This is a genomic window from Corallococcus sp. NCSPR001 (assembly GCF_017309135.1).
Taxonomy (GTDB): domain Bacteria; phylum Myxococcota; class Myxococcia; order Myxococcales; family Myxococcaceae; genus Corallococcus.
In genome coordinates, this window is sequence record NZ_JAFIMS010000002.1 from 5,605,088 (window position 1) to 5,622,130 (window position 17,043).

Genomic DNA, 17,043 nt, shown 5'->3' on the forward strand with positions numbered 1-17,043 from the left:
TCACCTCCGCCCGCCGCGAACTTGCGTCCACAGCGCGGCCAGCAGCGACTCCGTGCCCACCTGCACTTCGACCGTGCCCGGGGTGCCCGGGGGGCCCGACGCCTCGCCACTCGCGGACGAGACCTCGTGCGCCCGGACGAGCACGCCCGAGGCCAGCTTTCCGAGCGCCCCGTTGAACGCACCCGGCCCACGTGGCTCCGTGTCCACCCACTCCACCTCGTAGTCGCGCGGCCCCTGCGCCATCCGTGCTCGCACTCGCAGCCCAGGACGCAGCGCGCCCTGGTGCGGGCCGGGCACGGAGAAGAACAGCCGCGTCCGAGCTTCGCCCTCGGGTGGAGCGCCCTGGGACAGCACCTCCACCACACCTGGGACGCTCACCACGCGGGCCACCGGCACGCGCGTCGCGAAGAGCCCCAGGCCCGCGAGCGCTATCGCCAAGGGCAATGGCAGCCAGCGCACCCATCCCGGATGCTCCAGCGTCGCCCGCTCCACGGCGGACCCGCGCGCGTGGCGCTCCAGGGCCTCGCGCCTGAAGGGTGTGCTCCCGTCCTCAGCGGCCATGTCCCGGCTCCAACGGCGGACGGAAGGACGCGAGCAGCATCCGATCCCACGCCGGCTCCTCGTCGCTGATGGCCGCCAGCAGCGCGAGCGCGATGCCCACCGAGCCCGTCAGGAAGCTGGCGTTGTCCTCCACCCGGTCCGGATAGATCTCGCGGGGGAACCACACCGCGTAGCCGCCGACGCCTTCTCCGGGCACGCGCCGCGCCAGGAGCCTCGCGAAGCACTCGCGCGCCTCGCGGCCGAAGGCCTCCTCCCCCGTCAGCCGATACATGCGGTGGAACAGGTGCGCCAGCCCGGCCTCGCCGTGGCACAGGCCGCCGTCCATCACGTCGCGCGTCTCCTCGGGTCGGCGCACCGCGCGCAGGCCCGTCTCCACCGCCACCCGCTCCCACTCCGCGTTGCCCACCGCTCGCGCGGCCATCAGCAGCGTCGCGGCCACGCCCGGATCCCCGTAGCACCACGCGCCCCGCGACACCTGGGAGCGCCGCACTTCGTCGTCCGCGTAGTAGGCGAAGGCGGACAGCGAGCCCTCCGGCTGCCTCTGCGCGAGCAGCCATCGCACCGCCTCCTCCAGCGCGGGCCCCACCCGCGCCCGGTCGACGCCGTGCGCCCACGCGGCCGCCAGCAGGCCCACCACGCCCGGGTTGCCGTGGGCCACGCCCAGGTTGTAACCGCCGTCCTGCTGCTTCTTGCGGGTGGACGTGGGGATGAGCTCCGGAGGGGTCCGCCACGCGCGTCCTTGCGGCCCCAGCTCCGACACGGCCAGCAGGTGGTGGACGACGCGCTCCAGGCACCGCCGCGCCCGGGCCCCCGGCAGCCGCTCCAGCGCGAAGACGCCCAGGCCCACCAGCCCGGCGATGAGATCGTAATGCTGCACCCAGCGCTCGACGCCCAGGACGTCCTCCAGCGCCGCCTCCACGTCCTCCAGCGGATCATCCTCCGCGCCCAGTTGATCCGGCAGCAGGTGCGCGCCCAGGTGGTGCAGCACCCACGACACCTGGACGAAGCCGCCATGCAGCGCCGGGCGCATCCCCCGGCGCCCCACTTCATCCAGCGCCCCGTCCAGGAAGCGCGCCGCGTGCTCCGGATCATCTCCCCCGGGCCACACGCGAGCCAGGTAGCCGTGCAGCAGCGCCTGGCTCGACAGACGCTCCGCGATGCGCGCGCCCTTGTGGGTGAAGGGCTTGTGCAGCTCGGAGGTGATGGCACGCACCGTCTCCGCGGCCTGGTCCGCCAGCGAGCCGGTGAGCAGCGGCCACCACCGGGGGGACTCCTGTGGGGGACGGATGGAATGGGCCATCATGGGCGCGGCTCCTGCGCGCGGGCGCGCGCGAGCTGGGATTGGTACATCCGGGCGAGGAAGTCGTAGAGCACCAGCTCCTGCGCGCGCGCCGCCGAGCGCAGCATCCGGTTGGCGTGCATGTGCAGCAGGGTTCCAGCCAGCGCGGGCAGCGCCACGCCGAGCCGGCCCTCATGGGAGGCCGCCACCAGGCGCCGCCGCACGGGGGCAAGCCGCTCCGAACGTTCGCGCAGCACGGCGAGGCCCTCGACGAGCAGCGGGCCTTCTTCCGCGTCTGGAGCCCAGGCCGCCTCCAGTGCGGCGCGGGCCTGCCGGTAGCGGGCACCGAGCTGGTGCGTGAAAGCCGTGTCCATGCGGAACTCCCGCCCGAAGTAGTCGCGGGAGCGCTCGGCCACCGTCAGCTTCGCGCGGAGGTCCAGACCCAGGTCGTCCAGCAGCAAATCCATGCCCCGCAGGGTGAGCTGCCACCGGGCCTCCGCGCCCGCGTCACCGTCCAGCAGCGCCATCAGCTTCAGCACCGCGTCGCTGTCCACGTGGAACAGCTCCTCGGCCAGGGCCATGCCCTCCGGACCACCGTAGCGCTCCAGCTCCCGCTCGTACGTGTCGAGCTGCACCTTCCACACCACGCCCTCCCGAGCCAGCGGCGCCACCGCGGCGGACAGCGCGGGCAGTGCGTCCCGGTGCAGGCGGGCCGGATCCCCGTGCAGCCGCAGGCGCAAGTGCCAGTCCGGATCCTCGAAGCGGATGAAGAACCAGCGGTCCACCACGCCCTCGCGGACGAGCCGCTCCACCAGCGGCGCCACCGCGTCGCACAGCACGTCATCCGCGCCAGCGGTGCCCGCGTACAGCTTCGCGTAGAGCCACTCCGAGCCGGGCGCGAAGTGCCGGGGGGCGCCCGCGGCGGGAGCCTGGCGCGGGGCCGGCGCGGAGACCGTGGGCTCCTGACGCCGCACCATGGGGAGGAACAGCTCATGGACGAAGCGTCCCTCCGGGCCGTGGGCGCACAGCGCGTCCGGCCCGACCAGTTGCTCGCGCAGCACGGCGCGGGCGCTGTCCTTCACCAGCGACGCGAGCGTCTCCACGCACAGGACGTTGTCCAGGTCCAGCGGCAGCACGTTGTCGCCATTCACCAGCGCCACGTGGCGCGGCAAGCCCAGCCGCTCGCGAAGCGCCTGCACGGCGCGGAAGCACTCCTCGCCTCGCGCCGCGCTCAGCGGCTTCAACACGTCCGGCCCCAGCCGCCACCTCGCCAGTGACAACACCACCCGGCCGGACACCACCCGCGGCAGGAAATCCAGACCCTCCAGCGCGCCCCAGCTCCACGACAGGCCCACCGCGCGTCCCTCGTGCTGGAGCATGCACAGGAAGCGGTAGACGCCCAGGCCCCGGGAGAAGTTGTGCGCGGTGGTGAGCCTCGGCAGCACCTCGCGGCCCAGCCGCTTCGAGCGCAGCACCACGCGCCCATCCACCACCGACACCCGCAGGTCCTCCACCGGGATCTGCCGCGCGTCGGGCGCACCGGAGGCTCCCAGGAAGGGAATCTCGTGCCCGCGCAGTTGGGGCCGCAGCAGCACGTTGCCGATGCGCCCCTCCGGCAGGTGCACCACCTCCGCGAAGACGGCGTCCGGGCGGAGCGCCTCCTCGGCGCGCAGGTGCCGCCCCACCGCGTCGCGCAGCGCCTCATCCCCATGACAGAAGCGGCCCAGGGTGTTGGCGCCAGAGGGCCCTCCCGCGCCGCGCAGCACCAGCGAGAAGTCGCCTCGCGTGAAGGCCTCGTCCGAGCCGGCCAGCACGCTGAAGCCCACGGAGATGGCGTCCGGCGGCGGCGCGGCCTTCTCCGAGGACAGCGCCTTCAGGTCCTCCTCGCCCAGCGTCAGCACGCGGGCGCCAGGGCTGCCGGTCAGCCGGCGCATCAGGTGCAGCTCGCGCGCGCCAAACACCCCTCCGGCTTCCGTCGCGGCGGGGAACGCCAGCCCGCGCAACAGCGGCGCCCCATCCGCGGCGGGCGCGTTGGACACCTGGAAGCCCACGCCGGACTCCTCGTCGAGCGCCTCCAGCAGCGGCACCTCGCGGCCCTCGTAGCGGCGGGTGAAGGCCTCGCAGAACGCGCTCAGCGGCGAGCGGCCCACCTGAGGCCCCATGTGCCGGACGAGCTCCACCGCGCGCGTCACCTCCGCCAGCACCTCCGGCCCCAGCGTGGCGCCGGGCGCCGGACGGTAGAGGTCCACCTGGAAGAGGCGCGGGAGCTCCACCTTCACGGGAAGCGCCTCGAGCCGCGTGGCGATGGCGACGTAGGCCTCCTTCGACCGGCCTGGACCTTCCGCATCCAGTCTGGTCAGGTGATCTCCAACGTCCGCCAGGCACGTGGCCGCATCCATCGCCACCCGCGCGGCCTCACCCGGGCCCGCCTCTTGCGCCAGCACGCGCAACCGCTCCACCAGGTACGGGAGCGGCTCCGGCCCGGTGACGGGCACGGCCAGCTCCGGCACCAGCAGATCGTTGTCCACGAGCGTGCGCACGTACTCAGCGGCCTCGTGGGCATCCACCTCTGCGTCCAGCGCCACCAGCGTCCGCACCAATTGCTCCGGCCGGGCTCCTGCGCGCGCGCTCTCCAGCACCGCTTCCAGGTACGCATCCGGCCGCACCGAGGACAGGTGGTGCCGGCGCACCGCGCCTGCGTGCCGCGTCTCCACGTAGCGAAGCCGCCCGGCCGCGCGGTACAGGCTGCCATTGGGACGGTAGCGCAGCACCTCGTGCAGGGCCGGATGGCGCACCAGCGCCCCCACCAGCCGCGTGAGGTAGTCCATATCCAGACGCGTGTCGCGCTGGCACTCGCGTGCGTCCGCCACCGCCAGGTGCGTGCGCGCGCCCAGACGCCCCACGGAGCACGACGCGAAGAGACCGAAGGGCGTGCAGCGCCCCGCCATGCGCAGGAAGTAGCGCACCAGGGCCCGCTCCACCTTGAGCCCGTACTCGCTGTCCGGCGACTGGAACCAGAGCGGCAGCCCCTCCTCCAGTGAAGGCGACGCGACGAAGAGGGCCTCGCGAACCTCCGGCCGCTCCACGTACGCGCGCAGCCGCGTGCGTAACAGCGTGCGATCCGCGTCCAGCGCGTTCGCGAGCGACCCGGTGGCGTGCGGCGCGGTGAGCTGCGAGCTCCACTGCTCCACTGCGTCGAAGGGCAGGAGCGGAGTGCGCAGGACGAAGAAGTCCGCGGGTTCCATCAGGGACGGGGCGGGAGGCGGGCGCTGCCCCTCGGGAGCGCGGCGGCGGGGCTGGGACATCGCGACGGACCTCGGAACCGGAAACCGGGTGCGGGAAACGCCCCGGGCCGGCGAACACCGGCCCGGGGCAAAACCTCTCACCATGCCTCGGAAGCGAACCTCACCTCCGAGCACACGGCGCGAACCGCATCAGAAGCAGCAGCCGAAGTATTCCTGCGTCTGGCAGAGCGCGTTCGTGTAGCAGACGGTGGCCTCGGTCGGATCCGTACCATCGCAATCGTAGACGGAGGGCGGAATGCCACCGGCAACCTGCTTCAGCTGGGTCTCGTTCAGCGCGCGCAGGGTGTCCTTCGACAGCGTCAGCTTCTTGGTGGGCTTCTTCATGGTTTCGTTCCTGGATGTAAGGCCGCACGGAATTGCGCGGTCGAAACGAAATACGAAGCACCCCCGAATTCCTGGTCGTTGCTCCAATCGCTTATCAGCGATTCGCGTCCAGCGGAGGCAGCCACGTCAGCACGTTGCGCGTCCACAGCTTGCGAAAGGTGGCGACGAGCTTCGCGCGCTCCGCGGGATCCGCCATCCCGTTGGCGTCGGCGATCTCCCCGATGCTGGAGGTTCCATCCGCCAGCCCGAGCAGCTCCCGCTCCAGGTCGCTGGCGCCCAGCCCCGGGGGCAGCAGGAAGCGGGTCGGATCCAGGCCGGTGGTGCGCTCCGCGCTCCGCGCGGTGGGGCTCTCCAACAGATGCGGGTGCACCCACGCGCGGCTCCAGGAGCCCACCGCCAGCGGGCGCAGCGACTCCACGCGCTCTGGCGGCACGTCCTCGCGCAGCACCTGGAGGAGGGACTCCAGGTTGAGCAGCGCCCGCGCAAGCGGCGGTGCCATGCCCGAGGGCACCGGCGCACCCGCCATCGCGCGCACCGCGAACACGGCGGTGGCGATGGACACCATCACCCCCGCGTTGGAGGCCCCGACGTGCAGGGGCCCTCCGGCCAGTCGCACGCGTCGGCGGCCCTCGAAGACGAGCGGCCACAGGTCCGGCCGGGACTCCACCGCCAGGCGCTCCTGCTCCGCCGGGGACCGATGCGGGTGCGCGTGCTTCACCTCCTCCAGGCTGACGGACTCCCCCAGCCCACGCACCTCGTCCTCCGTCAGCACGCCCGCGCGCGTGAGCAACCCCAGCACGTGCGGGGACAAGCGCGCGCCGCACGCGGCCACCAGCACATCGCATGGCAGGTGACGCGCCTCGCCGTCCTCGTGGTACGTGACGCCTTCTCGGGTGACGCGCACCGCGCTGGCGTTCGGCACCAGCCGCGAGCCCGTGGCTTCCACCAGCCGTGCGAAGTGCGGCAACCGGTGGAGCCCCCGCGACTCGCCGCGCATCAGCAGTGTCACCGGATGGCCCGCCATCATCAAAGCTCCGGCCTGTTCGAAGCCGGAGATGCCGCCGCCCAGCACCGCCACGCGCCGGCCGGCCACCTCCGCCGCGGAGCGCAATCCCTCCCGCACCTCCACTCGCGAGCCGGGCTCCACCGCGTCCGGTGGCAGGGGCCGCCGCTCATACCAGGCGGTGACGAGCACCTCTTCGGCGCGCACCTCGACGCGGCCCTCGGGCGTCTCCACCTCCACCGTCACGCCGTCCGCGTCGGGGCGCAGGCCCACACAGCGGTGGCGGCAGCGGATGTCCAGGCGTCCCATCTGGATGACGCGTGCGTAGTAATGCAGCACGTCCTCGCGCTCGCACTCCAGCGCGTCGCGGCAGTCCAGCGGCAGGCCACCCACCTCCCAATGCGAGGCGGGCGACAGGTAGACGAGGCCCTCGATATGGGCATGCAGCGAGGCCAGCGGGGTGGCGCCAGCCTCCAATGCCAGGGCGGGAATGCCACGCGCCCGGGCCTCGAAGAGCGCGGCCACCGCGGTGGGGCCGCCGCCAATGACACACAGCTTCGTCGTGAGGAGCGTCATGCGCGTGGCAGCCTATACACGCTTCGGACGGCCGAAAGCGATGGGACCTTTTTTGAAAGGAAATCGAGCCAGGATCGCCGCCTCGATTCGTATGCGGTGTGGACCATCCAGTGAGCGGGGAATCGCATGCGCATCTTCCAGGACATGGGGAGGCTCCTTCAGGAGCGGTGGCTGAAGGTCCAGCACAGCGAGGAGGCCTTCCCCGACATCGCGGCCGAGGTGCTGCGGGAGATGGCTCCGCACCAGGCGTTCAAGACGCTGGAGCCGCTGGAGTGGCTCTACGGCACGCGCGACTTTCCGAAGCAGCTCACCACGCGTCCGGGCTTCGGCCAGCCGGCGCTGACGGTGTTCTCCGACGCGCGCCTGCTCATCGACCTGTACTACTGGGTGGACGGCACCACCGACATCCACCAGCACGGCTTCTGTGGCGCCTTCCAGGTGCTCCAGGGCAGCAGCATCCACGGGCACTACCGCTGGCACGAGCGGCACAAGGTGAACAGCCGCGTCGCGTTCGGTGACATGGAGCTCTTGTCCGTGACGGGGCTGCGCACGGGAGACATCCACCGCATCCTCGGAGGGGACCGGTACATCCACTCCCTCTTCCACCTGGAGCGGCCCTCGGTGACGTGCGTGGTGCGCACGCTGCACTCGCCGGAAGGGGGCTACCAGTACTCGTACAAGAAGCCCCACCTGGCCTACTACCCGGGCGGCGAGGACGCGCACACCCACAAGGTGCTCCAGTCCCTGTCATTGCTGGCGGAGCTGAACCCGCCGGAGCGCACGCGGCTCATCAGTGGCCTCATCGAGCGCTCGGACCTCCTGACGTGCTTCCTCGTCTTCGAGCGGCTGCTCCAACTGCACAAGAAGCTGGAGGCGCTGGATCCGTACTGGGACGTGGCGGTGCGAACGCATGGCGCGCTGGCGGAGGAGCTTCGTCCGGTGTTCAAGGAGTACATGCGCCAGGCGCTGCTCATCGACCGGCGAGGACAGGTGAAGGATCCGGAGCACCGTTACTTCCTCGCGCTCCTCTTGAACGTCGAGCGTGGCGAGCACATCCAGCAGCTCGTGCGTCAGCGATATCCGGACCGGGATCCGGTGGACCTGATCATGAAGTGGGTCACCGCGCTGACGCAGCCGGCGGAAGGCGGGGGCCGGACGCGCGACTCGCTCGGGGTGCCGCTGGACGAGTCCGCGCTCATCGTCTTCCGCGAGCTGCTGTACTCCCGCGGCCATGCGGAGGTGATGGCCCGGATGAAGGAGACTTTCGACGAAGAGGAGGTGGACGGTCAGTCGGACGACATCGCCGCGCTGGCCGCCTCCCTGCGCGAGTCCACGCTGTTCCGCCCCCTCTTCCAGGGGTGAGCGGGCCCGGGTACCTTCCCCTGTCAGCCCTTACCCTTCGGACGGCTCACCGTATACATGACGATGTTGTGATCCGAGCCCCCGGTCGGGCCGGCCCTCACGTTCGTGACCTTGGCCCCGTAGGACATCGCGTAGTCGATCTTGCCGTGGCCGTGGCTCTCCACGCCGCCGTGGAGCTTCATGCCCGCCTGCTGGGCGATCCAGCCGGGTGACCACTTGCCCTTCGTGGACGCCGGCTCGTTCCAGTCACCGCCGATGAGCAGGCCTTCGTCAGGATTCTTCGCGATCTTCCGCTGCGCGAAGCCGAGCAGCTTCTCGGAGAGCGACTTGTAGGTGCTCACGCGGTTCTTCGGCCCGACGGGCTCGCCGCCCTTCCAGTCGACCGATGGCGGCTGGTGCGCGGAGACTACCTGCAGCCAACCCGCGAGCTTGACCGCCGTGGCCGCACGCGGCGGAGCATGGCCACCGCGCACGGTGGTCCAGCCGCCGCCCTCACCCTGGATGGACGTCTTCTGCCCCTGGAGCAGGCTGTCCTTCACGAGGATGCCCGTCTCGCCATGGTCCTTGGCCCCGGGGAAGGTCACCAGGTGGTAGCCGGGGATGTTCTCCAGGGCCTTGTGGTAGCCGTTGATCTCCTGGAGCTGGACGAAGTCGAGCTTGTTCTTCTTGGCGAAGTCGCCCAGCCACTTCTTCACGTCCTGGGGATTGCGGTCGCGCTCGACGTTGTAGGTCGCGCCCCTGAGCTGCGACGGCGTCTTGCCCTTGCGGTCGCTTCCGCCGGCCGCGCTGGCCTCGGCGGTCGTGGCGCCCTCCGTGCCAGGGGTGGCGGTGGCGCTGACGCGCTTCAGCGATGAGTCCATCCGCTCGCCGACGACCCCCTTCGGATTCCCATCCCAGCCGTTGTCGCGTTTGAAGGCGACCACCGCCTTGGCGGTCTTGGCGTCGAAGCGGTCGTCCGCGGGGCCCTTGAGGTAACCGGCTGACTTCAGGCGCTCCTCGACCTTCTGAACGCGGTTGCCAGTGGAGCCAACGTGGAGGGGACGGTGGGGATGGGCAGTGGTTCGCATGATTTCCCTAATTCTCGCCCATCGAGAGGAAATGTTTCTTCGGTTCTTGTCGGCGGGGTCAGGCCTGCCGCGCTGCGGCAAGAAGGCGCGGTTTCGTGGAAAAGAATGCAGTGATTGAAGGGCCCTCTCGACACGGGCGTGCGGACCCTTCACACCCAGCCTTTCACAGGGGGGAATGACACGATGAGCACTGGAAGCTTCATCTGGTACGAGCTGATGACCCAGGATCCCAGCGCCGCCGCCAGCTTCTATGGCGCCGTCGTGGGATGGAAGATCTCCGACCCGCCCGCGCCCATACCGGACGGAATGGACTACCGGATGATCATGCGCGGCGATGGTGGCTCCGCCGGCGGCGTGCTGCGCCTTTCGCAGGACATGGTGCAGCACGGGGCACAGCCTTGCTGGCTCGGCTACCTGCACGTGGCCGATGTCGATGCGTCCCTCCGGGCCATGGTGGCCGATGGTGCCAGGGTGCTGATGCCACGCAGGGATCTCCCCGTCGGTACCATCGCGATGGTCGCCGACCCGATGGGCACGCCTTTCTACGTGATGGCGCCCATTCCGCCGCCCGGCAAACCCCAGGCGAAGAGCGACGTCTTCGACGTGAAGGAAGCACAGCGCATCCGCTGGAACGAGCTGGCGAGCCCTGAGCTCACGCGCGCCAAGGCGTTCTACGCGAAGCACTTCCACTTCCAGTTCAACGACGTGATGCCCATGGGCCCGATGGGCGACTACTGCTTCATCGACCACGACGGCGTTCGGCTTGGCGCCATCATGCAGAAGCCCGCCGAGAACCCCGGCCCCACCGGCGCCTGGCTGTTCTATTTCGGCGTTCCCTCTGTCGCCGAGGCACAGCGCGCCATCACCGCCAACGGCGGTAAGGTGCTGCAAGGCCCGCACGAGGTGCCCGGAGGCGACTGGATTGTCGTCGCAACGGACCCCGCGGGGGCCACGTTTGGTGTTGTAGGACGCAAGGGCGAGTGAGCCCAAGGAGCGAAATCGTGACGACCCCTGTGAACAAGACCGTCATCTGTCTCTGGTACGAAGGCGGTGCCGCGGAGGCGGCCGCCTTCTACGCCCGCACCTTTCCCGGCAGCTCCGTCGGCGCCACGCACCGGGCACCGGGCGACTACCCGGACGGCAAGGAGGGGGACGTCCTCACGGTGGATTTCACCGTGCTGGGCATTCCGTGCCTTGGCCTCAATGGCGGCCCTGCCTTCAAGCACAGTGAGGCCTTCTCGTTCCAGGTCAGCACGAAGGATCAGGAAGAGACGGACCGCTACTGGAATGCCATCGTCGGCAATGGCGGTCAGGAAAGCCAGTGCGGCTGGTGCAAGGACAAGTGGGGCATCTCGTGGCAGATCACCCCTGCCGCCCTGTCGGACGGCATGAGCGATCCGGATCCGGCCGCGCGCAAGCGGGTGTTCTCCGCGATGATGGAGATGAAGAAGATCGACATCGCGAAGATCAACGCGGCGCGCAAGGGCTGAGGAGACGCTGTCGCCGCAAGCAATCCCCTAGAGCCAGGGCCGCAGCCGCTCCCGCAGCGTGCGCACTCCAGGCAACGCCTGCGCCAGGGTGCGGTAGAGCGGCCGGCCGAGCCGGAGCGTGGCCTCCGCCCACTCCGGAGGACTGGGAGCCGGAGACTCCGGAGGACTGGGAGCCGGAGACTCCGGGGGCTGGGGCCGCGAGGGCCCCGGCGCTGACGCCGCTTCGAGCGCCGCCGCGCGCAGCGAGCGCACGCGGTTGGCCCGCTCCTGCTCGCTCTCGGTGCCCTCGATGCGCATCAGGCTGACGAAGAACTCGACCTCTCCTGGAGAGGTCGACGCGAAGTCCGCGAGCTGGAATGGGAACATCTCCAGCTCCGCCAGCGTGGCCGCGGCCTCCAGGAACGAGTGCGGAGTGAAGACCCAGCAGTGCACGTCCGTGTAGCCGGTGGCCGTCACCGCCTCCTGGGACTTCTGAAGCGCGTTCTGGAGCGTGCCGGAGCACGGGAGCTGCTCCGCGTCGATGGCGCCGCTCCACATGGCGTTCGCGTCCACCTGGCAGTAGTAGGCCCAGAAGTCGAAGACCTGCTTCACGGTGGGGGCGGTGCGGCGCGACAGGAAGGCGTCCACCAGCTCCCCGGGGGTGCTGACCGGGCGCTTCGCATCGAAGCAGAAGCGCTTGTCCGGGATGGCCAGCGAGATGATCCCGCCGGGACGCAGTGCCTTGCGCAGGTCCTCCAGCCAGCTCACGGGGTCCGGCACATGTTCGATGACGTGGCTCGCGATCACGAAGTCCACGCGCCGGTCGCCCAGCGCGGCGGACAGCGTTCGCGACGAGAGGTCCACGTCGACGTCCACGATGGTCGCGGTATCCCAACCGTGCCCCGCGTACTTGCGCCGGAGCACGTCGGTGCTCGCGTGGTCGGCGTAGAGAATCCGCCCGGCGGCACGCGTGACGATCGGGTTGGCGAGCGGCCCTATCTCCACCCCCTCCATCGTCGAGAGTTGGATGGCGCCCAGAAGTCGCTCCTGGCGAGTCTTCACCTGCACCGGCTGCATCGACGTCTCCTCATTCATCGTGGCCGGCCACTATGCCAGCACCCTTCCAAGGCCTCCAGCGCCCGGCATCCACATGCCGTCACCCAGGTCATGCCGGGCGACATTCACCGGGGCGCGGGGCGCCGACGAGGAGGTCTGGGGACTTGGGGTTCTTGCACCGGATTCGCTAGAAACCCCGCCGTGCCGACCCCATCCCTCTCATTACGCGGTGGCTTCGCGTCCTCCACGCTCGCGCTCTGGCTGATGTGTCTGGCCCTGTTCGGCATCTACACCGTGAGCGAGGCACGGCTGCAGACGGACTCGCTGTGGTCCATCCCCTCCGCGGCCAGCATCCTCCATGAGGGCAACACCGACCTGGACGAGTTCCGGCACTCGTTCTTTCCAGGCACCGCCTATGCGCGCAACGAGGCCGGCGGACACACGTACTACGTGTACCCGATGGGAGTGGTGGTCTCCGCGCTCCCGCTCCTGGCCGCCGCCGAGGGACTCATCTCCCTGATGGAGCCGGTGTTGCCCCGCCTGGGGACGCTCGGCGCCGACGCGCTGGCGTGGCGTACCCTGTTCCGGCATACCGGCCGGGAGTACCTGGGCTCCTTCGCCCGCACCGAGCAGCTCATCGCGTCGTTCTACGTCTGCGCCGCCGCGGCGGTGCTCCTCGTCACCCTGCGCAGACGGGTGTCCCCGGGAGCGGCGCTCGTCAGCGTGCTGCTCTTCGGATTGGGGACCACGGCATACTCCACCGCGAGCCGGGTGCTCTGGCAGCACGGGCCCGGGCTCCTCGCCATCGCCTGCGTCATGCTGTTGATGGCGCGGCCCGAGCAGACCGCGCGCACCGCGTTCCCGCTGGGCTTCTGGGTGGCGGCCGCCTACGCGTGCCGGCCCACGCACTCCCTGAGCGTCCTGGTGGTCACCGGGTTCATGGCCCTGCGCTTCCGCCGCCAGTTGCCGGCCTACTTCGCGGGCGCGGCGGTCGTGGCGATTCCCTTTTGCGCGTACCACCTGTCTGTCTATGGGTCGGTGTTCTCGCCCTACTACCGGCACTCGGTGGATCCATTCGCCGGCCCGTTCTTCATGGCCCTGGCCGCCAACCTCGTCAGTCCCTCGCGAGGCCTCTTCACCTTCTCACCGTTCCTGGTGCTGGGCGTCGTGGGCTTCGTCCAGCGGTGGCGCCGCCGGAGCCTGGAGCCCTATGAGGTCGCCTTCGCCCTCATCCTGGTCCTGCACTGGGCGGCCATCTCGTCCTTCTTCATCTGGTGGGCCGGGCACTCCATTGGCCCGCGCTTCTTCACCGACGTGCTGCCGTACCTCGTCTACTTCCTCGCGTTCCCCGTGCAGACGGTCCTGGAGGCCCCCTCACGGCACCGCATCCTCGCGGGCGCGCTCGTCGTGACGGCCGTGTTCAGCGTGTTCATCCACTGGCGGGCCTCCAATTCATATGACGTCCACAACTGGAACTCCTCGCCAGTGAATGTGGACAAGGATCCCATGCGCGTCTGGGATTGGAAGGACGCGCAGTTCATGCGCGCTTTCCATCAACCTGTTGTCGGGCGCTGACGGAAGGCGCGCGGTGATGTCCCTTCCCGGCTACCTCGCGCTCCAGCTCAGATGCCAGTTGAGACTGTTGGCCATAGCAGGATTGATGTCCGGGAACCGGACGTAGACCCGGGAGCCTGTGGGCGAGGGATAAAGATGGCCGTGGCACCAAAGCGCTCCCATTGGCCGCCGTCGCCTCCAATGGAGGTGAAGTACAGCGGCGCCGTGCCGAAGCCGCATCCCGCCGTGTTCACGTCCAGGTAGATGCCGCTGGCGCCGTACTGCTGCCAGGCCGTGGCACCAGCAGGGGGCTTGCCCTTGCAGACGGCCGTGGAGGCGTACAACGCATTCGGCTCGGCGATGTCGCTGGAGGTGAATTCCCCCATTCCCACCTAGCGGAAACAGGAGTTCATGAGGAAGCCCCCGGTGGTTGCTGTGATGGGTGAACCCGGGACGTGGTGGGTCGCGTCGACGCCAGCGTCTCCTTCGTTGCCGCCGATGCCGCAACTGGTGGCGCGGTTGTAGCCGTTGGCGAAATAGATGCCCTTCATGAGGGGCCAGACCTCCCCCGTCCCAGGCTCGTAGACCACCCCACGCGCCCGTTGGCCTTGCCCTCCAGGAAGGCATAGGGCCAAGCGCTGTCGTACCGCATGGAGGCATTCGTGACGTAGGCCGTCCCGTCTGCGGCGATCGCGACCTCATCCGCGAACTCCAGCCAAGCGCCTTCGACCCGGTCCGCCAGCGTGCGCACGATGCCCTCCAGACTGATGCCGACGAGCCCCCGCAGTGCCAAAGCGCTCAGTGCAACAGCGCTGGCAGCTCCGGCCCTGCTTTGGCTCAGCCCCCTGCGCTTCGGGGTGGTCCATGCGCCGGGGCCTGCTTCACGGGCCGTGAGGGCCCAGGTGCTCTACAATGGCGCGCGACCCAGCTGGGCGGCGCCACTTACGCCAACACCTGGCTCCTGCCCCATCCAACGGTAAGGCCGCCCCGCTTCCTCGGCACCGGCAACGTGCCGGCCCCGTGCGCGCCTCGCTCACTTGCATTGACGCACTGCCCAAAGTGGCGTTGACGATCCCACGACGCAGCAGCCGAGTATCGGAGAAGCGCAACTGGAACATAATACTACCCGGTCACTTGAATCCAGGGGGCCCGTGTGATCTACGGCCGGGATGACACCCGCGCAGCTCAAGAAGCTGGATGAGGCGCTGAGCGCCTATCTCGAAGAGATGGTCGCCGGCATGGGGCGACTGGAGAGACGGCGCGCCATGGAGGCCTATGTCACGGGCCTACTGCTGGATGGGGAGCGCAAGAGCATCGAGCCGATGGCGGCCCGGCTGGTAGAGGACGCCAGGGATGTCGAGGCAATGCGCCAGCGACTGCAGCAGTGCGTCTCGCAAGGGACGTGGAGCGACGAGGCGCTGAGGGAGCGACTGGCGCGGAAGCTGGAAGAGTGGCTGCCGGAGGTGGAAGCCCTTGTGGTGGACGACACGGGCTTCCCGAAGAAGGGGAAGCACTCGGTGGGAGTCGCCCGTCAGTACTCGGGGACGCTGGGGCGCACGGACAACTGCCAGGTGGCCGTCAGCCTGCATTTGGCTGGGGCTCGTGGCAGCGGGTGTATCGGCATGCAGCTGTACCTGCCCGAGGAGTGGGTGACGGAGAAGGACCGACGCAAGGCGGCCGGAGTCCCCGAGGCGGTAGGCGCCTCGCGCAAATGGGAATTGGCGCTGTCGCAGTTGGATGACGCGTTGGAGTGGGGCGTGCGCAAGCACGTCGTCCTGGCGGATGCGGGGTATGGCAATTGCCGGGAGTTTCGCGAAGGACTCACGGCACGCGGGCTGCCCTACCTCGTCGCCGTGCCGGGGCAGCACAAGGTGTGGCCTCCGGGGGCGACGCCGCACCTGCCCGTGAAGAAGGCGGGCGCGTACGGACGCCCCCGGACTCGCTTCGTCGACGACAGCGGCGTGCAGCCCTGGACGATTGAAGAGCTGGCGCGCCAGTTACCCGAGGAGGAGTACCGCCGCATCAGCTGGCGCGAGGGCAGCCGCGGCACGCAGTCCTCCACTTTCGCCGCGGTGCGAATCCAGGTCGCTGAAGGCCATGTCGTGCGCAAGGCGCCCGGCGCTCCCGAGTGGCTCCTGTGTGAGTGGCCGCCGGGCGAGGCCGCGCCAACGAAGTACTACCTCTCGTCTCTGCCGGAAGACACGCCCCTCAAACGCCTCGTCACCCTGGCGAAGCTGCGCTGGCGCGTCGAGCGCGACTACCAGGAGATGAAGGGCGAAGTCGGCCTGGACCATTTCGAGGGCCGCACCTGGAGAGGCTTTCACCACCACGCCACCCTCTGCATGGTGGCCCATGGCTTCCTCGCGCTCCGTCGAGCGCTTTTTCCCCCGGAGGAGGATTCCCTGGACCCTTCCCCAGGTGCGTCGGCGGCTTCAGCATCTGCTGCTGCGCCGCCTCGGCCATTGTCCGCTGTGCCTCCGCAGACTCGGCGCTCGCGCTCCTCCTCGAGGACCGTCACGCATCTGATCAAGTAGTAATAACAGCTCCTAACAAATGCCAGGACACAGGCGTCGTAGGAGCATGATGCAGCAGCCGAGGACGAGAAAGCCGAAGTGGACATCGTCCCTGCGCTCGTCGCGGACGCGAAGGCGGCGCAACTGGTTCTTCCAGGCCAGCGTGCGCTCCACGACCCATCGGTAGCGTCCGAGCCTTTCCTTGGACTCAACGCCGGGACGCGCGATGCGGGCGGCAATGCTGCGTAGACGAAGCCCGCTCCGGTTCTTCCTGGAGGCGTAGGCCTTGTCGGCGTGGAGTTTTCCCGGGCGGAAGCGGCGCTGCCCCGAAGGCATCCGCACCGCAGGCACGGAGTCGACGAGCGGGAAAAGTTCGTGCGTGTCGTGGACGTTGGCGGCCGTCACGGACTCGGTGAGCGGCAGCCCCTGGGCGTCTACGAGAAGATGATGCTTGCTACCCGCCTTCGCTCTATCCGTCGGGCTTGGGCCCGTGAGGGCCCCCTTTTTGACGCCCGGACGGACGAGGAGTCGATAGCGGCGCGGGAGAAGTCCACCTTGCCGCGCAGGCCCAGTTCATCCAGCAATCGCGCCTGGAGCTTTTCCCACACGCCAGCCCGGGTCCATTCCTCCAGCCTGCGCCAGGCCGTCATGCCCGACAGGCCGAACTGCTTGCGAGGCAGCATCTCCCAAGGGATGCCACTTCGGAGCACGAAGACGATGGCTTCCAGCGCCGCGCGGTCATCCGCCCGAGGACGGCCCACTTTCTTCTTGGGCCGGGGCGGCGGCAGCAGCGGTGCCACGCGCTGCCAGAAGGCGTCGGGGACGAGTTCGCGGACCATGCCCCTCAACCTGGGGACGCCCCTTGCGCTCTGCCAGCCCAGTCCTGACTTTCGTTAGGTGCTGTAAACCAAAGCGGTCGCCTCATTCGAGGGCTCATGAGTCCTATATGTAGTGCTATCGTCGAAATAGCTGAA

At 69.4% G+C, this 17,043-nt stretch carries 14 protein-coding genes; 5 read left to right on the forward strand and 9 right to left on the reverse strand.

Annotation, left to right across the window (positions count from 1 at the left end):
• From JYJ93_RS24515 to JYJ93_RS24535, 5 genes are all read right to left on the reverse strand, one after another.
• A complete protein-coding gene (locus JYJ93_RS24515) occupies positions 1-561 on the reverse strand; it encodes a hypothetical protein (protein WP_206795158.1) in 561 nt (186 codons plus the stop codon).
• Positions 551-1,864: a lanthionine synthetase C family protein gene (locus JYJ93_RS24520; protein WP_206795160.1), complete on the reverse strand. Its 1,314-nt coding sequence runs from the start codon at positions 1,862-1,864 to the stop codon at positions 551-553. Before JYJ93_RS24520 ends, JYJ93_RS24515 begins: the two co-directional genes overlap by 11 nt.
• Positions 1,861-5,145, reverse strand: coding sequence for a lantibiotic dehydratase (locus JYJ93_RS24525; protein ID WP_242543920.1), 3,285 nt, complete (start codon positions 5,143-5,145; stop codon positions 1,861-1,863). Before JYJ93_RS24525 ends, JYJ93_RS24520 begins: the two co-directional genes overlap by 4 nt.
• Positions 5,146-5,274: 129 nt before the next feature.
• A complete protein-coding gene (locus tag JYJ93_RS24530; protein WP_206795162.1) occupies positions 5,275-5,469 on the reverse strand; it encodes a class I lanthipeptide in 195 nt (64 codons plus the stop codon).
• Between the two features lie 94 nt (positions 5,470-5,563).
• Positions 5,564-7,048 carry an NAD(P)-binding domain-containing protein gene (locus JYJ93_RS24535; protein ID WP_206795164.1) on the reverse strand — a complete coding sequence of 495 codons (1,485 nt, stop codon included), beginning with the start codon at positions 7,046-7,048 and terminating at the stop codon, positions 5,564-5,566.
• A 126-nt stretch (positions 7,049-7,174) separates the two neighbouring features.
• Here JYJ93_RS24535 and JYJ93_RS24540 point away from each other — a divergent pair, with 126 nt between their 5' ends.
• Positions 7,175-8,410 (forward strand): hypothetical protein, encoded by a 1,236-nt coding sequence (locus JYJ93_RS24540; RefSeq protein WP_206795166.1) that lies wholly within the window; start codon positions 7,175-7,177, stop codon positions 8,408-8,410.
• Between the two features lie 23 nt (positions 8,411-8,433).
• Here the strand turns inward: JYJ93_RS24540 and JYJ93_RS24545 are convergent, their stop codons facing one another.
• A complete protein-coding gene (locus tag JYJ93_RS24545) occupies positions 8,434-9,477 on the reverse strand; it encodes a peptidoglycan-binding domain-containing protein (protein WP_206795167.1) in 1,044 nt (347 codons plus the stop codon).
• Between the two features lie 183 nt (positions 9,478-9,660).
• Between JYJ93_RS24545 and JYJ93_RS24550 the strand changes: the two genes are divergently transcribed.
• Together JYJ93_RS24550 and JYJ93_RS24555 are read left to right on the forward strand one after the other, a co-directional pair.
• A complete protein-coding gene (locus tag JYJ93_RS24550) occupies positions 9,661-10,461 on the forward strand; it encodes a VOC family protein (RefSeq protein ID WP_206795169.1) in 801 nt (266 codons plus the stop codon).
• Between the two features lie 17 nt (positions 10,462-10,478).
• On the forward strand, positions 10,479-10,967 hold the full coding sequence (locus JYJ93_RS24555; RefSeq protein WP_269012401.1) for a VOC family protein: 489 nt from the start codon (positions 10,479-10,481) through the stop codon (positions 10,965-10,967).
• Positions 10,968-10,994: 27 nt separating this feature from the next.
• Here JYJ93_RS24555 and JYJ93_RS24560 read toward each other — a convergent pair whose 3' ends face one another.
• Entirely contained in the window at positions 10,995-12,041 is a 1,047-nt protein-coding gene (locus JYJ93_RS24560) for a class I SAM-dependent methyltransferase (RefSeq protein ID WP_206795171.1), read from the reverse strand.
• A 162-nt stretch (positions 12,042-12,203) separates the two neighbouring features.
• On the opposite strand from JYJ93_RS24560, the gene JYJ93_RS24565 reads away from it, so the two are divergent.
• Positions 12,204-13,577, forward strand: a complete 1,374-nt coding sequence (locus JYJ93_RS24565; protein WP_206795173.1) for a hypothetical protein — start codon at positions 12,204-12,206, stop codon at positions 13,575-13,577.
• A 371-nt stretch (positions 13,578-13,948) separates the two neighbouring features.
• On the opposite strand, the gene JYJ93_RS24570 is transcribed toward JYJ93_RS24565, so the two are convergent.
• A complete protein-coding gene (locus JYJ93_RS24570; RefSeq protein ID WP_206795175.1) occupies positions 13,949-14,107 on the reverse strand; it encodes a M57 family metalloprotease in 159 nt (52 codons plus the stop codon).
• Positions 14,108-14,725: 618 nt separating this feature from the next.
• Here JYJ93_RS24570 and JYJ93_RS24575 point away from each other — a divergent pair.
• Positions 14,726-16,090 carry an IS701 family transposase gene (locus JYJ93_RS24575; RefSeq protein WP_206795177.1) on the forward strand — a complete coding sequence of 455 codons (1,365 nt, stop codon included), beginning with the start codon at positions 14,726-14,728 and terminating at the stop codon, positions 16,088-16,090.
• A 12-nt stretch (positions 16,091-16,102) separates the two neighbouring features.
• Here JYJ93_RS24575 and JYJ93_RS24580 read toward each other — a convergent pair.
• Positions 16,103-16,908, reverse strand: a protein-coding gene (locus JYJ93_RS24580) for an IS5 family transposase (protein WP_206795179.1) whose coding sequence is annotated in 2 segments (ribosomal slippage) — positions 16,103-16,563 and positions 16,563-16,908 — 807 coding nt in all. Because the reading frame shifts where the segments join, the coding sequence is not laid out codon by codon here.
• Between the last annotated feature and the right edge of the window lie 135 nt (positions 16,909-17,043).

Excerpts from the sequence above, each read along its gene's own strand:
- JYJ93_RS24515 (WP_206795158.1), bottom strand. The coding sequence starts at position 561 with ATGGCCGCTGAGGACGGGAGCACACCCTTCAGGCGCGAGGCCCTGGAG.
- JYJ93_RS24520 (WP_206795160.1), bottom strand. The coding sequence starts at position 1,864 with ATGATGGCCCATTCCATCCGTCCCCCACAGGAGTCCCCCCGGTGGTGG.
- JYJ93_RS24525 (WP_242543920.1), bottom strand. The coding sequence starts at position 5,145 with ATGTCCCAGCCCCGCCGCCGCGCTCCCGAGGGGCAGCGCCCGCCTCCC.
- JYJ93_RS24530 (WP_206795162.1), bottom strand. The coding sequence starts at position 5,469 with ATGAAGAAGCCCACCAAGAAGCTGACGCTGTCGAAGGACACCCTGCGC.
- JYJ93_RS24535 (WP_206795164.1), bottom strand. The coding sequence starts at position 7,048 with ATGACGCTCCTCACGACGAAGCTGTGTGTCATTGGCGGCGGCCCCACC.
- JYJ93_RS24540 (WP_206795166.1), top strand. The coding sequence starts at position 7,175 with ATGCGCATCTTCCAGGACATGGGGAGGCTCCTTCAGGAGCGGTGGCTG.
- JYJ93_RS24545 (WP_206795167.1), bottom strand. The coding sequence starts at position 9,477 with ATGCGAACCACTGCCCATCCCCACCGTCCCCTCCACGTTGGCTCCACT.
- JYJ93_RS24550 (WP_206795169.1), top strand. The coding sequence starts at position 9,661 with ATGAGCACTGGAAGCTTCATCTGGTACGAGCTGATGACCCAGGATCCC.
- JYJ93_RS24560 (WP_206795171.1), bottom strand. The coding sequence starts at position 12,041 with ATGAATGAGGAGACGTCGATGCAGCCGGTGCAGGTGAAGACTCGCCAG.
- JYJ93_RS24570 (WP_206795175.1), bottom strand. The coding sequence starts at position 14,107 with ATGAAGGGCATCTATTTCGCCAACGGCTACAACCGCGCCACCAGTTGC.
- JYJ93_RS24575 (WP_206795177.1), top strand. The coding sequence starts at position 14,726 with ATGACACCCGCGCAGCTCAAGAAGCTGGATGAGGCGCTGAGCGCCTAT.